9 protein-coding genes are annotated in these 13,596 nt (G+C 60.9%); 7 read left to right on the plus strand and 2 right to left on the minus strand.

All coding sequences use genetic code 11. The features are described 5' to 3' along the window. Window positions 1–98: 98 nt before the first annotated feature. The 7 genes from HUO12_RS01710 to trxA all read left to right on the plus strand — a co-directional run bounded on the left by HUO12_RS01710 (window position 99) and on the right by trxA (window position 11,510). Window positions 99–2,438: a PAS domain-containing sensor histidine kinase gene (locus HUO12_RS01710; protein ID WP_176271966.1), complete on the plus strand. Its 2,340-nt coding sequence runs from the start codon at window positions 99–101 to the stop codon at window positions 2,436–2,438. After that, window positions 2,435–2,893 carry a tRNA (adenosine(37)-N6)-threonylcarbamoyltransferase complex ATPase subunit type 1 TsaE gene (gene tsaE / locus HUO12_RS01715; RefSeq protein WP_176271967.1) on the plus strand — a complete coding sequence of 153 codons (459 nt, stop codon included), beginning with the start codon at window positions 2,435–2,437 and terminating at the stop codon, window positions 2,891–2,893. Before HUO12_RS01710 ends, tsaE begins: the two co-directional genes overlap by 4 nt. Further along, on the plus strand, window positions 2,890–3,885 hold the full coding sequence (locus HUO12_RS01720) for an aminoglycoside phosphotransferase family protein (RefSeq protein ID WP_176271968.1): 996 nt from the start codon (window positions 2,890–2,892) through the stop codon (window positions 3,883–3,885). Before tsaE ends, HUO12_RS01720 begins: the two co-directional genes overlap by 4 nt. After that, window positions 3,882–4,610, plus strand: coding sequence for a nucleotidyltransferase family protein (locus HUO12_RS01725; protein WP_176271969.1), 729 nt, complete (start codon window positions 3,882–3,884; stop codon window positions 4,608–4,610). The genes HUO12_RS01720 and HUO12_RS01725 overlap by 4 nt, the downstream gene beginning before the upstream one ends. After that, the gene (gene addB, locus HUO12_RS01730; RefSeq protein WP_176271970.1) at window positions 4,603–7,626 is read left to right on the plus strand and encodes a double-strand break repair protein AddB; all 3,024 of its coding nucleotides are present in this window, start codon (window positions 4,603–4,605) and stop codon (window positions 7,624–7,626) included. The genes HUO12_RS01725 and addB overlap by 8 nt, the downstream gene beginning before the upstream one ends. Then, window positions 7,623–11,114: a double-strand break repair helicase AddA gene (gene addA / locus HUO12_RS01735; RefSeq protein ID WP_176271971.1), complete on the plus strand. Its 3,492-nt coding sequence runs from the start codon at window positions 7,623–7,625 to the stop codon at window positions 11,112–11,114. The genes addB and addA overlap by 4 nt, the downstream gene beginning before the upstream one ends. A 75-nt stretch (window positions 11,115–11,189) precedes the next feature. Continuing rightward, a complete protein-coding gene (trxA, locus tag HUO12_RS01740; protein ID WP_176271972.1) occupies window positions 11,190–11,510 on the plus strand; it encodes a thioredoxin in 321 nt (106 codons plus the stop codon). Between the two features lie 28 nt (window positions 11,511–11,538). On the opposite strand, the gene HUO12_RS01745 is transcribed toward trxA, so the two are convergent. Further along, a complete protein-coding gene (locus HUO12_RS01745; RefSeq protein ID WP_232367279.1) occupies window positions 11,539–12,354 on the minus strand; it encodes an inositol monophosphatase family protein in 816 nt (271 codons plus the stop codon). Beyond that, a complete protein-coding gene (gene argJ, locus HUO12_RS01750) occupies window positions 12,351–13,577 on the minus strand; it encodes a bifunctional glutamate N-acetyltransferase/amino-acid acetyltransferase ArgJ (protein ID WP_176271973.1) in 1,227 nt (408 codons plus the stop codon). Before argJ ends, HUO12_RS01745 begins: the two co-directional genes overlap by 4 nt. Window positions 13,578–13,596: the final 19 nt, after the last annotated feature.

Here is a 13,596-nt window from a genome sequence, read left to right on the forward strand (position 1 = left end):
CGCACAATAGAAGAAGCCCTCGCAGATCATCGTATTTGCGGGGGCTTTTCGTATCCTCGCCAGTTGCATCGCAGCGCCTGCGCGCATAGCTGGAAGATATGACTGTTTCACCCGACGTCCTGGCGCTTATCGGCCTGCTGCTTGCTGCCTGGACGATTGGTGCAGCGGTCCTGATGATGCGGGCCTCGCGCACATCGCGAAAAGTAGAGGCGATGCGCGAAAGCCTGAAGCGCAGCCAGCGCATGATCGACGCAGCACCAGCGGTTCCTGTGCTTGTGCGCAACGATGGCGGGATCGAAGCGGGCGAACGGCTCGCGGCCTGGCTGGGCCTGGACAGTGTGCCGCATTTCCTAAGCGAGCTGCATGGCGATGAAGAAACTGGGCTAGGGCGCGGGCAAGTCGAACAGATTTCGCAAGCGGTGAAGGCTGCGCAGACCACCGCACAGCCCTTCCGGCTTGTCATGACGCCGCCGGGTTCGAAGCGCAGTCTGGCGGTGGCCGGGACGCGGGCGGATCCGTCCGTATGGCCGGGCGGTGCTGCGCTGCTGTGGATTTTCGACTTCTCGGATAGCGAGCGTGAATTGGCTCAGCTGCGCGAAACAGCACACCGCGCGCAGCACGATTTTGCAGCGCTTGTCGGTTTGATCGAAGCGGCTCCCATTCCGATGTGGTTCCGCGGGCGCGATACGAAGCTGCGGCTGGTCAACCGCGCTTATGTCGATGCGGTCGGAGCAGAGGATGCCGAGCAAGTCATCGACAAGCAGATCGAATTGCTTGAGCCTGCCGACGGAATGGAACCCGGCCAGCTCGCAGCCGAAGCAGCCAAAGCGGGTGGCGCAGAAGAACGCATTGTTCCCACAACTGTGAGCGGTGAGCGCCGGTCCTTGCGGGTTAGCGATCTCGCAGTGGGGCGCGAGGGCATTGCCGGCTATGCCATCGATATCGAAGAGCTCGAGCAGCAAGCACGCGAATTCCGCGCGTTCCGCGATGCGCAGCGGGCGATGCTCGATCAGCTCTCGGTTGGCGTGGCGCAGTTCGATGCGCAGCAGCAGCTTGTGTTCGCAAACCTGCCGTTTCAACGTCTGCTTGATCTGAGCGGCAGCGCGCTCACGGAACGACTGCCCTTCGACCGCTTCCTTGCCGATGCACATGACAAAGGGCGTACCCCCGGAGTGCGCGATTTCCCGGCTTGGCGCGAAGAGCATCTGCAATGGTTCAATGCGCGCGAGAGCCAGGAAGAATATTGGACGCTCGGCAGCGGTGAGCATTTGCGGATCGTTGCGCAGCCGATGCCTGATGGCGGTCTCGTGCTCATTGCAGAGGATCAGTCTGAACAGCTCGCGCTGTCTGCCACCCGCGACACTTTGCTGCGTACACGCACAGCAACGCTCGACAGCCTGTTTGAAGCGATTGCTGTGTTTGCGCCTGATGGTTCGCTTCAGCTGTGGAACCGCAGCTTTGGCGGAATCTGGGGGCTGGAGCCGGAGCTGCTGGACTCGCACCCGTCCGTCGATGATTTGCTAGCGGCCATCGAGCCGAACTTGGCGCAGCCGGAGCAAGCGCAGGCAATCGGTGAAATCATCCGCACAGCAACGCTTGACCGCAAGGAGAAAGGCGGACGGATCGATCTCGCGGACGACCGCACGCTCGAATTTGCAGGTGTTCCGCTGCCAGACGGCAATGGCCTGCTCACAGTGCTGGACATCACAGACTCGCAAAATGCCGAGCGGGCCTTGCGCGATCGGGCGCAGGCGCTGGAAGATGCGGACGCGATGAAGTCACGCTTCCTGGCCAATATGTCCTATGAATTCCGTACGCCGCTGACATCAATCGGCGGTTTTGCCGAGCTGATCCAGTCTGGCGCTGCCGGACCGGTCTCCGATCAAATGGCGGAATATATTGCGGCGATCCTCGATTCTGTCGCGCGGCTGGGCGAGCAGGTCGAGAACGTGCTGGACCTCTCGCAAAGCGAAGCGGGCTTGCTGCCGCTGAAACGCGAAGAGACCGATCTGCTCGCATTCCTGACCGACGTTGTTCGCGAGCGCGAGGACGACATTGTCGCGGCCAATCTGCGGCTCGATCTGCGCGGTGATCCGGCCGTCATGGCTGAGATCGATCCGCGCCAGATGGGCCGCGCGATCAGCCACTTGCTCGACAATTCGATCAAAAGCACGAAAAGCGGCGGCAAGATCTTGATCGATCTTGCCACGCTCGAAGACGGCAAACGGATCGTGGTGTCGGACAATGGCTCCGGCATGACGAAGAGTGAACTTCAGCGTGTTCTGGATGGCAGCCGGCGCGATGATGCGGACCGGAAAAACCCCCGCGATGGATTGGGCATTCCGTTGGCAACGAGGCTGGTCGAAGCGCATGGTGGAACGCTGACTATCGAAAGCCAGAAGGGCGTGGGAACGGCTGCGGTGATCTTGCTGCAATGAACGAGGTTCAATCGACGATAGAGTTGCCCGATCTTGCGGCGATGGCAGAATTTGGAGCGCGCATTGCCGCTCAGTTGCAGCCGGGCGATGTGGTCGAGCTGCGCGGCGATCTGGGTGCTGGCAAGTCGACGCTGGCGAGGGCGGTGCTCGCGGCCTTGGGTCATAAGGGCGATGTGCCTTCGCCGACTTTCACACTTATCGAACTGTATGATGATGCGGCGATGCGCATGCCGGTGGCGCATGCCGATTTCTATCGCTTGGATGATGCTGCAGAAGTGCTTGAACTGGGGCTGGATGATTACCGCGAAGGTGCTGCATTGCTGGCTGAGTGGCCGGAAAAGGGAGGCGGTTTTGCGCATGAGCTGGCATGCCTGACAATAGAGCTGGAAATTGCGGAACAAGGTCGGCGCGCAATTGTCAGCGGCGGCAAGGCTTGGCAAGGACGTATGCCATGAGCGACGCTGCTGAAACTCTCCCTTACGGGCTGATGGAATTCCTTGCGAGCGCGGGCTGGGCCGAGGCCGATATCGACCCGATACCCGGTGATGCTTCGTTCCGGCGCTATTTTCGCATTGCGAAAGAGGGGAAGCCGGCCATGCTGATGCATGCGCCGCCGCCGCATGAAGACCCCAAGCCGTTCCTTCATGTGGCAGAGTGGCTCAACCGCAAAGGCATGCGTGCGCCCGAAATCTTCGCTGCTGATGCAAAGCAAGGCTGGGTCCTGCTGGAAGACTTCGGTAATGACCGGATGCGTGACTGGATTGACGACAATCCTGCGGGCGAGACTGCTTGCTATGAAGGCGCAATCGACACTTTGGTGGACTTGCACCAGCATGAGGCCGGGCCATTCGCGCCCTATGATATGGCAGTCTATCTGCGTGAGACGACGCTGTTCACTGAATGGTATTGTCCTGCCGCAGGGCAAGATGTCGACGCGGATGGCTACGAGGCCGCATGGCGCGCAGTGCTTACCCCGTTGCATGAACGTCAAAAGCCAAGTGTTACAGTGCTGCGCGATTATCATGCAGAAAACATCATGCTGCTGGGCGGCTCGCCAAGCGCGCCGCAAGGTCTGATTGATTTTCAGGACGCTCTTGTGGGGCATCCCGCCTATGATCTGGTCTCGCTACTGCAGGATGCGCGGCGCGACGTTTCCGAGGAGTTGGAGGCCGCGATGCTGGCGCGTTACGCGGAAGCAGCGCAGACAGACGAGCACTTCGCAGCCGACTATGCGCTCCTCGGCGCTCAGCGCAACGCGAAGATTGTCGGCATTTTCACGCGGCTCTGGAAGCGCGATGGCAAGCCGCGCTATCTCGATCTTATCCCGCGCGTGTGGCGCGCTATGGAGCGTGACTTGCAGCATCCCGCGCTAGCTCCCGTCGCCGCTTGGTTCGACGCCAACATTCCGCAGGAATTGCGTGACGCGAAAGGAGGCAAGCTCGCATGAGCGACAGCGCAAAGGGACTCGCCAGCGATACCGCGATGGTCATGGCAGCTGGTCTTGGCAAGCGCATGCGGCCGCTTACAGCGAGCCAACCAAAGCCTCTCGTGCGCGTTGCAGGCAAGCCTCTGATCGATCACGCGCTGGACCGGCTCACAGAAGCAGGCGTCGCAAAGGCTGTCGTCAATGTGCATTATCTCGCCGATGCCCTCGAAGCGCATGTGAAAGAGCGCGCCAAGCCAGCGGTGACTATCTCTGACGAACGCGAGGTCCTGCTGGAAACCGGCGGAGGCATGATCAAGGCCCAGCCGCATCTTCCCGATCCGTTTTTCTGCCTGAATGCGGACAATATCTGGCTCGATGGGCCGCGCAACGCTTTCGATGATTTGTCGCGCGTGTGGGACGCAGAACGGATGGATGCATTGCTGCTGGTTGTCCCGCATTCACGCGCTGCCAATTTCACCGGCCCTGGTGACTTCCACATGGATGCGCAAGGCCGTTTGAGCCGCCGTCAGACTGGCCGGATCGCGCCTTTCATCTACACCGGTATCCAGCTGGTTTCGCACCGGCTCTTGCGCGATGCGCCTGACGGCAAGTTCTCGACCAATGTGCTGTGGACCCGCGCGATGGAAGAAGACCGCTTGTTCGGGACGAGCTTCACCGGCCAATGGTTTGAAGTCGGCACGCCTGACGCGATCAAGCCGACGGAGATCGCCTTAGGTCGTGGCTGAGCGCGAAGGTCCCAGCGTCTATTCCATTGCCGCACATCGCGGCTTTGCCGATGCGCTCGTGGCGGGGCTGGTGCCGCGATATGATGAAGGCGCACTCGGTCTCGCCAATCTGACATTACTGCTGCCGAGCGCGCGTGCTGCGCGGACTGTATCGGAAGCCTTTATCCGCCACGCGGGAGAGCAAGGCCGCAAGGGCCTGTTGATGCCGCGTATGGCGATGGTCGGCGATCTCGATCTGGACGAGACGTTGGGTGCTTTGCTCGACCCGCTGGGCACGTCGGACATTCCGCCTGCGGTGGAGCCAACGCGGCGCTGGCTCGAGCTGGAGCGCATTCTGGCCACAGAATTGGAGGCGGAGGAGGGCGAGGCTCCTTCTCGTGCAGCGACGCTGCGTATGGCACGCGAATTTGCCAGTACGATGGACCGATTGCTGGTCGAGGAAATTGCGCCTCAGGACTTGCTAAGCGAGCGCGTGCTGAGCCTCATTCCCGAACTTTCAGAGCATTTGAAAGAAAGCACACGGGTTTTCGCACGCGTTCTGGCCCGCTGGCAGGCGTGGCTCGATGAGCATGGTCTGGTCGATGCTGCCGAGCGCCGCAATCGCCTGTTTGAACGCGCTGCGCGGCAATGGCGCGCCGATCCGCCGGAAGGGCCGATTGTTGCAGCCGGCGTGACCAGTGCTGCCCCTGCATTGGCGAAGCTGTTGCGCGTGATTGCGGACTTGTCTCAGGGGGCGGTTATCCTGCCGGACCTGGATTTAGCGATGGGCGATGAAGCGTGGGAAGAACTGGGCCGAGCAGGGCGGCCATCGCCTGATAGCGATGAAGTGTTCGCGCGCTCTGATGCGGTTACGCATCCGCAATACCATTTGAAGCTGCTGCTCAACCGGATGAGTGTCAATCGCAGCGAAGTGCAAGCCTGGCACAGGCGCGGGCTCGGCGCTTCCGCTCCACAGCGATCAAAAGCGGTCTCCGCGCTGTTTTTGCCTCCGCAAGCGAGCAAGGTCTGGAGCACCATGCCCGCAGAGGAACGCCGCTTTTCCGATCTGCGCTTGCTGGAAAGCGCAACCAGCGAAGAAGAAGCGCAGGCGATCGCGATCCTTGTGCGCGAGGCGTTGGAGACGCCGGAAAAGCGTGTTGCAGTCATCACACCTGATCGCGGGTTGGCGCGGCGGGTCTCGCAGCATTTGCAGCGTTGGAACATCGCTGCAGACGATACCGCCGGTCGCCCGCTTGATCTGACCCCAGCCGGGCGGTTGTCCCTGCTGCTCGCCGAGATTGCGAGCGAAGGGCCGCTACCCGTTCCGCTTGTTGCGGCGCTGGGGCACCCCTTAGTGCAGCGCGACGGCAATCGCGGTGCGTGGCTCGCTAGCCTGCGGGCGTTCGAATGCAAGCTTCGAGGACCGCGGCCAACTCCGGGGCTTGCGCCTTTGGGAACGCTGGCAAAGCTGGCGGGGCAAGAGGAATGGTGGAGCGCAGTTGAAACCACTCTCTTGCCACTCGTCGCGCTTTCAGAACGCGATGATGTGACGCTGGAAGAAGCGCTCAACCTCATTGCCGAGGCGGCAGAGGCGCTGGCGGGTGAAGCGATCTGGAGCGCGGAAGATGGCCGTGCACTGAGCGCATTTGTCGAGGATTTGCGTGCACAGGCGAGCGTGACTGAAACGCGGCTTGCGCCATCGGATTTGCACTCAGCTCTTAGCGATGCAATGGCTGAGATTGCTGTGCGTCCTCCTTATGGCGGCCATCCGCGCGTTGCGATCTACGGCCTGCTGGAATCGCGCATGACGCGCGCAGATCTTGTGATTTGCGCAGGCCTCAATGAAGGGACCTGGCCGGGGGTTCCGGGACCTGATCCGATCTTAGCTCCGGCACTGCTGCGCGCTTTGGGTGTGCCGGCCAATGACTTCCGCATCGGTCTTGCCGCGCACGATCTTGCAGGCGCACTAGGCGCGCCGGAAGTGGTGGTGAGCCGGGCGCTACGCGATGCCGACGGACCGACGATACCGTCACGGTTCCTGTCCCGCATCGAAGCTCTGCTCGGCGAAAAAGGCGTTACCGCGCATCGCGATGTCGAGGTCCCTCAGCTCGCGCAACAACTGGACCGCGCTGTGCAGCGGGGAGAGGATTATCCTCGCCCGAAACCAGACCCGTCTTCCGAGCTAAGGCAAGTCGACATTCGCGTGACAGCTTTGGACCGGTTGCTGGGCGATCCGTACCAGTTTTACGCGCAGTCGATCCTCGATCTCCGCAAGCTCGACCCGCTTGATGGCGATGTGACGCAGGATCCCGCATGGAAGGGTACGCTCGCGCATGACATGATCGAGGAATGGCACAGGGTCAGCCGCAAAGATCCGGATGTATCCATCGAGACTGTCGCGCGCGAAGTGCTCGCGCGGGAGAATGCGCATCCGCTGCTGCGCGGCCTATGGTTGCCGCGCTTGCTGGAAGGCCTCAAATGGGCGGAAGAGACAGTCAATGCACAAGAGGGGCGCGAGGTTCTCGGTGTTGAGCTCGATGGCGCAATGCAGGTCGATGGCGTCAAGATTTACGGGCGCGCGGACCGGATCGACCGGCTTGAAGATGGCAGCCTTGCGATCATTGACTACAAGACCGGTAAGCCGCCTAGTCGGATGCAAGTTTCAGAAGGCTTTGCTCTGCAATTGGGATTGCTGGGGCTTGTCGCCAGCGCTGGATCATTCGAAGGCGCAGGTGGTCAATTGCTGACAGGTGATGCGTCCAAGTTCGAATATTGGTCGCTCGCAAAAGACAAGGATACATTCGGCTACATTTATCCCGCCACGAAAGAAACAGATCGACAGATGGGGCTTACGGCTGAAGAGTTCCTGCCCAAACACGAGGAGTATCTCCACGCAGCGATCCGCGATTACATCAAGGGTCGCGAGCCTTTCACAGCCAAGCTCAATCCCGACTATCCCGGTTATGCCGATTACGATCAGCTGATGCGGCTGGAAGAATGGCAGATTTCGCTCGCCGATGATGGGGATGATGCATGAGCGGCGCGGTCTATCCTCTCGCAGGCAATCAGCAGCACGCGGTCGATCCGGAGGAGAGCGTCTGGCTCTCTGCCTCGGCCGGAACAGGCAAGACGCAAGTCTTGTCCGCACGTGTGCTTCGCTTGCTGCTGCAGCCGCGCGTCGATCCGAGCGATATTCTTTGCCTCACGTTCACCAAGGCAGGCGCTGCGGAAATGGCGGTGCGGATCAATGACGTGCTCGCGCGCTGGGTCCGGCTGGAGGATACTCTGCTCTCGCAAGAGCTAGCCCATCTGGGCGCACCGACCGACCCAGATACCCGCGAGAAAGCGCGCACTTTGTTTGCTAGCGTGCTCGATTGTCCGGGCGGAGGCCTCAGGATCGATACGATCCACGCCTTCTCGCAATGGCTGCTTGCAAACTTCCCGCAAGAGGCCGGATTGCAGCCCGGGATGCGGCCAATCGAAGACCGCGAGCGGGAGATCCTCGCGCGGGATGTCCTGGCCGATATGCTGGTCGATGCCGAGCGGGCGAGCGATGCTCAGACGCTTGACGCGGTTGCGGAGTTTACACGCCGCAAGGGGGCGGATGCGCTGCGCGGCTGGTTGATGCGCTGCGCATCACACGAAGATCTGTGGTTTGGCCAGAGCGCATGGCAAGCGCCGATGCGCGCGCAGGTGATGCAGCTGCTGGGTTTGCCGGTTGATGCGGATGAAAACTGGGTCGCCGAAGCGCTTTCACCAGAGGTTTTTCCAGACGAAACGCTGCGTGCCATGCTCCCGACATTGCAGGGCTGGAACGCGAAAAACGGGCAAAATAGTGCAGAGTTTATAGGTGTTTGGCTCGCGGCGGATTTGACTGCGCGCGGCGACTTGCTCGAGCAGTTTTACGACACGATCCTCAAGAAGGACGGCCTTCCGCGGGTGATGAAAAAACCCTGCGATACGGACCCGAACTTTGCGAATTATCAGGATCGCATCGCTGAAGGCGTGGCGGAAGTCGCTGAGCGGAAAAGGCTTATCGAGCTATCGGGTTTCCTGACGCCGGCGCTTGAATTGGCGCGGCATTTTGCGATTTCCTGGCGTGATGCAAAGCAGCGTGAAGGACTGCTCGACTTCGACGATCTCATTGCGATGGCGGCTAAGCTCCTGTCGCAAAAGGATTCTGCAGCATGGATCCGCTATAAGCTCGACCGCCAGTTTGACCATATTCTCGTCGATGAAGCGCAGGACACCAATGCGAGCCAATGGACAATCATCCTTGACGGGTTGATCGACGACTTTTTCGCAGGCGAAGGCGCGCGCGATGACCGCGTGCGAACCATCTTTACCGTCGGCGATTACAAGCAAGCAATCTTTGGTTTTCAAGGCACTAGCCCGGAGAATTTTGAAGCGGCCAAACGGCGTGTAAAAGCCATGATGGCCGGCGCGGCAGAAAATGCTGGCAACTTGCGCGGCGGTAAAAAGCCAAGCGAACTCAAGGACATGGATCTAGCGCGCAGTTTCCGCACGACGCAGCCTGTGCTCGACTTCGTAGATGCGGCGATTGCAGCGATAGGGTCTGAAACACTCGGCCTTTCCACCCCCGCAGAGCGCCATCAAGGCTTTGATAAAGCAGGGCTCGTGACGCTGTGGGAGCCGGTCAGATCGGACGCTGGAGATGACCCCGAGACAAGCCGAGATGAGGGCGAGATCAGCCAAGATAGCTGGCTTGCAAGGCATGATAGAAAGCTTGCGGACAAGATAGCCGAGCAAGTCCATCGCTGGCTAAATGACGAGCCATTCATCCTCGAGAAGGGCACGCCGCGCCGCGCCACCGCTGGCGACATCATGGTGCTCGTCCGCAAGCGCAAGGAGCTCGCTTCGCTGATTGTTGGCCGCTTACATGCACGCGGGGTTCCGGTAGCCGGCGTTGATCGCTTGCGCCTCGGCGCGCCGCTTGCCGTCAAGGACGTTCTCGCAGCGCTGCGTTTTGCTTCGCAGCCGTTGGACGACCTGAGCCTCGCAAACCTGCTGTCCTCGCCGCTCATCGGTTGGAGCCAGGACGATCTGCTTGAGCATGTCCCGCGCAAGCCCAAGCAACGCTTGTGGGATCACTTGCGTGCGAGCGAAGACCCCAAGGTGGAGCAAACCGTCGCGCAGCTTCGCGAGCTGCTCGCGCGGGCTGACTTCGACACACCACAAGCGCTGATCGCATGGCTGCTGACCGGACCGTGGCAAGGCCGTGCAAGGCTTATCGCGCGGTTGGGCCGCGAAGCCAATGATCCGCTTGATGAGCTGCTTAACGCATCCTTCGCATATGAAGCGACCGCGACGCCCAGTCTGGCAGGCTTCATCCAGTGGTTTGACGCAGGCGACGGCGAATTGAAGCGCGATCCCGGAGGAGATGCCGATCAAGTCCGCGTCATGACGGTGCACGGGTCGAAAGGCTTGCAAGCGCCGATTGTCATCCTTGCCGATGCGACGGGCAGTCCGGGGCAGGGGAGCGATATCGCTTTGCCCGAACGATTGCCTGAAGCGCTCTCGGGCCGATCAGAGCCGCGCCAGATCCCGATCCCTGGTCTTTCCAAAGCCGAGCGCGCAGGTCCGGTCGAAGAAGCCTTTGAGCGCGCGACAATCGAAGACATGAAAGAGCATTGGCGGCTTCTTTACGTCGCAATGACGCGCGCGGAAGAAGCACTATTCATCGGCGGATCGCTGGGGCCGCGCAACAAGGAAGGCCCGCCGGAAGACAGTTGGTACGCGCGTCTGGCGCCGCTGTTTGGCGAAGAGGCACTGAGCTATGATATATGGGGCGCGCGGCGTGAAAGAGGCTATCGCGCTGAGTGGATGCCTTCAGACGATGCAGTGGAGGCCGAACAAACGACAGAGCCTGAGCTCCCGGCATGGCTGCGCAAGCCCATTGGTCCTGAACCGCGTCCGCCTAAGCCGCTTGCGCCGTCCTCGGCTGGTGAGGAAGCAGGCGCTGATCCTCCGTTGAGGCCCGCCGATGCCAAGATTGCCGCGCGGCGCGGGGTGATCCTCCACCGCTTGCTCGAACGCTTGCCCGATGTGGCGGTAGCCGAGCGTGAAGCGAAAGCCGCGGCATGGCTTGCGCAACAAGCCTGGGATTTAAGCGAAGCGGAACGCGCTGACATCCTCGCAAGCGCGCTCAGCGTGATTGCAACGCCCGAATTTGCAGAGATTTTCGTGCCGGGCTCGCTTGCCGAAGTCCCGCTCGCTGCGACGGTAGGCGGAGAAGTGATTGCGGGTATCGCGGATCGTCTTCTGGTGACTGACGAGGCGGTGACAGTCGTCGATTTCAAGACCACGCGTCGTCCTCCAGCAAGTGAAGCGGAAATCGCTCGGCCTATCCTCAAACAGATGGCGGCCTATGTCGCAGCGCTGGAAGCGATCTATCCGGATCGGCCCGTCCGTGCAGCGGTGCTTTACACCCACGCGCCGCGCCTCATTGCGCTGTCCGACGCTGCATTACAGCCGCACAAGGCCGCCTTTGTGGACAGTGAGTAATCCTTGTGAGCCGTAACCGTTGTGCTCGCGCTCACGAAGCTTACATTGAACGCAACACGAATAAGGAGAACCATCATGGCTACTGTCGAAGTAACCGATGCAAGCTGGCAGAGCGAAGTGCTCGAAGCGGACAAGCCCGTTCTGGTCGATTTCTGGGCCGATTGGTGCGGTCCGTGCAAGATGATCGCGCCTGCGCTGGAAGAGATCAGCGACGAACTGGGTGATCGGGTCACGATCGCCAAGATGGACATTATGGAGAACCCCGATACGCCTGGTAAGCTTGGCGTGCAGGGCATCCCTTACCTCGCGCTGTACAAAGGCGGCGAGATTGTCGCTCAGCTGCAAGGCGCCCGTCCGAAAAGCCAGCTGAAGCAGTGGCTTGAAGGCGAACTCTAAGACCTCATTTGAGGCCTGATTTCAGGCTTCAATACATACCCTGCATGCGCGCGGCGAGCTCGTCCCACAAGGCCGGACTCGCTGCGCCAAGCATGCCTTTGCGGTCCCATTCATCGACACGATAGGGGCTGCCATCGGGGCGCGCGACCTTGCCGCCCGCTTCATTAAGCCACAACACGCCAGCTGCATGATCCCATGCGAGCGTGCGTTCAAAAAACGAGACATCGTTCTGGCCCAGCGCGAGCCGCGGATATTGCTCTGCTGCGCAGCGCGGCGTTTCCACACAGGCATAATGCGGCATCAGCCGTTCATCGACTTGGACCTGTTGTTCTTCGGTCAGGAAGATGCGCGAGATCGCCGCGACGGGTTGATCCCCGCCTGTCGGCTTGGCGGTCACTCGGTCGCCATTCACGAAAGCGCCTTCGCCGCGCCTTGTGTGGCACAGACGGTCGGCTTTGGGGTCATAGAGCCACCCAGCAATCGCTTCGCCAGCATCGGCGAGCGCAATGATGATCCCGAACGGGTCTTTGCCTTCGGAGAAATTCATCGTCCCGTCGAGCGGATCGATGATCCAGCAAGGGTCTGACAGATGGTCGAGCACAGACTTGTCTTCGTGCACCGCTTCTTCGCCGACGACCGGCACATCGGGCGCAAGCTTGGTGAGCGCGTCAGTGAGGAAGGCTTCGACTTCGCGGTCAACGATAGTGACAGGGTCGTCTTCGCCTTTTTGCTCGATCTCGCCTTCGGCAAGGTTCTGGAAGCGTGGCAGCATGCTGCGCTCGGCTGCAAAGCGGAGCAGGTCGTGGATCTCGCTGTCGAGGGCGGTCATGCCACTATCGCTCATGATCGATAATCCGCATTGATGGAAATATAGCCGTGCGTGAGATCGCAGGTCCAAACGCTCGCGCGCCCTTCGCCTAAGCCAAGGTCTACAGCAATATCGATCTCCTGCCCCTTCAAATGGTCAGCAACTGGCGCCTCGTCATAATCCTCGACCGGCAAGCCATCGCGCGCCGCCCAGACACCGCCAAATCCGATGGAGAGCTTGTCGCGGTCTGCTGGCTCGCCTCCCTTGCCGACCGCCATGACGACGCGGCCCCAATTGGCGTCTTCACCCGCGATGGCGGTTTTGAGGAGCGGTGAGTTCGCTATGGCGAGCCCGACTTTGCGCGCGCTGTCATCGGAGACTGCACCAGATACACGCACTGTGATGAACTTGCTCGCGCCTTCGCCATCGCGCACCACCAGATGCGCGAGCTGGCGGCAAACATCATGGAGTGCTGCGGCAAAGGCGTCTGCGCCGGGGCTGTCCCAGCCGGTGATCCGCGCATGAGCTGCTTTGCCAGTCGCGAACGCGAGCACTGTGTCGCTGGTCGAAGTGTCGCCATCGACTGTGATGCAGGAGAATGTCTTCTCATTCGCTGCGCTGAGCATTTCCTGCAGGAAAGCAGGCTCGACCGCTGCGTCAGTGAACACATAGCCGAGCATTGTTGCCATGTCGGGCGCGATCATGCCCGAGCCTTTGATGATGCCTGCAAGATGCACTTTCGTGCTGCCGATCATCGCGCTGGCGGTTGCGCCTTTGTTGAAAGTGTCGGTCGTGTTGATCGCGCTTGCAGCATCTTCCCATCCGCAGGGCTCTGCTGTGAGGGCGTTAGTGACGCCTTCGCGGGCCTTATCCTTGGGCAAGGGCACGCCGATTACGCCGGTGGAGGAGACAAACACTTCAGCGGGCGCGCAGCCGAGATGCTCTGCCACCTGGCCCATGATCTGCTCGACCGCTTCGCGCCCGCGATAACCGGTGAACGCGTTGGAATTGCCAGCATTGACGATCAGCGCGCGCGCGGAGCCGGATTTGACGTGCTCGCGGCCGAGTTCGACTTCGCTCGAGGCACAGGCGCTTTGGGTGAATACCCCTGCGACAGCGGTGCCTTCAGCGACCTCGACATAGGTGAGATCACAGCGGTCCCATTGCTTGTAACGCGCTCGCGCCACGCGCAGCGTCACGCCATCAATGGCGGGCATGTCAGGGAAAGGGAGCGACAAAGGCGAAACGTCGAGATCCATGGAGGAGCCTCTAAGTCAC

The sequence above is a fragment of the Altererythrobacter lutimaris genome (assembly GCF_013371495.1).
Classification (GTDB): domain Bacteria; phylum Pseudomonadota; class Alphaproteobacteria; order Sphingomonadales; family Sphingomonadaceae; genus Erythrobacter; species Erythrobacter lutimaris_A.

Excerpts from the sequence above, each read along its gene's own strand:
- argJ (WP_176271973.1), bottom strand. The coding sequence starts at position 13,577 with ATGGATCTCGACGTTTCGCCTTTGTCGCTCCCTTTCCCTGACATGCCC.
- HUO12_RS01720 (WP_176271968.1), top strand. The coding sequence starts at position 2,890 with ATGAGCGACGCTGCTGAAACTCTCCCTTACGGGCTGATGGAATTCCTT.
- HUO12_RS01710 (WP_176271966.1), top strand. The coding sequence starts at position 99 with ATGACTGTTTCACCCGACGTCCTGGCGCTTATCGGCCTGCTGCTTGCT.
- tsaE (WP_176271967.1), top strand. The coding sequence starts at position 2,435 with ATGAACGAGGTTCAATCGACGATAGAGTTGCCCGATCTTGCGGCGATG.
- HUO12_RS01745 (WP_232367279.1), bottom strand. The coding sequence starts at position 12,354 with ATGAGCGATAGTGGCATGACCGCCCTCGACAGCGAGATCCACGACCTG.
- addA (WP_176271971.1), top strand. The coding sequence starts at position 7,623 with ATGAGCGGCGCGGTCTATCCTCTCGCAGGCAATCAGCAGCACGCGGTC.
- HUO12_RS01725 (WP_176271969.1), top strand. The coding sequence starts at position 3,882 with ATGAGCGACAGCGCAAAGGGACTCGCCAGCGATACCGCGATGGTCATG.
- trxA (WP_176271972.1), top strand. The coding sequence starts at position 11,190 with ATGGCTACTGTCGAAGTAACCGATGCAAGCTGGCAGAGCGAAGTGCTC.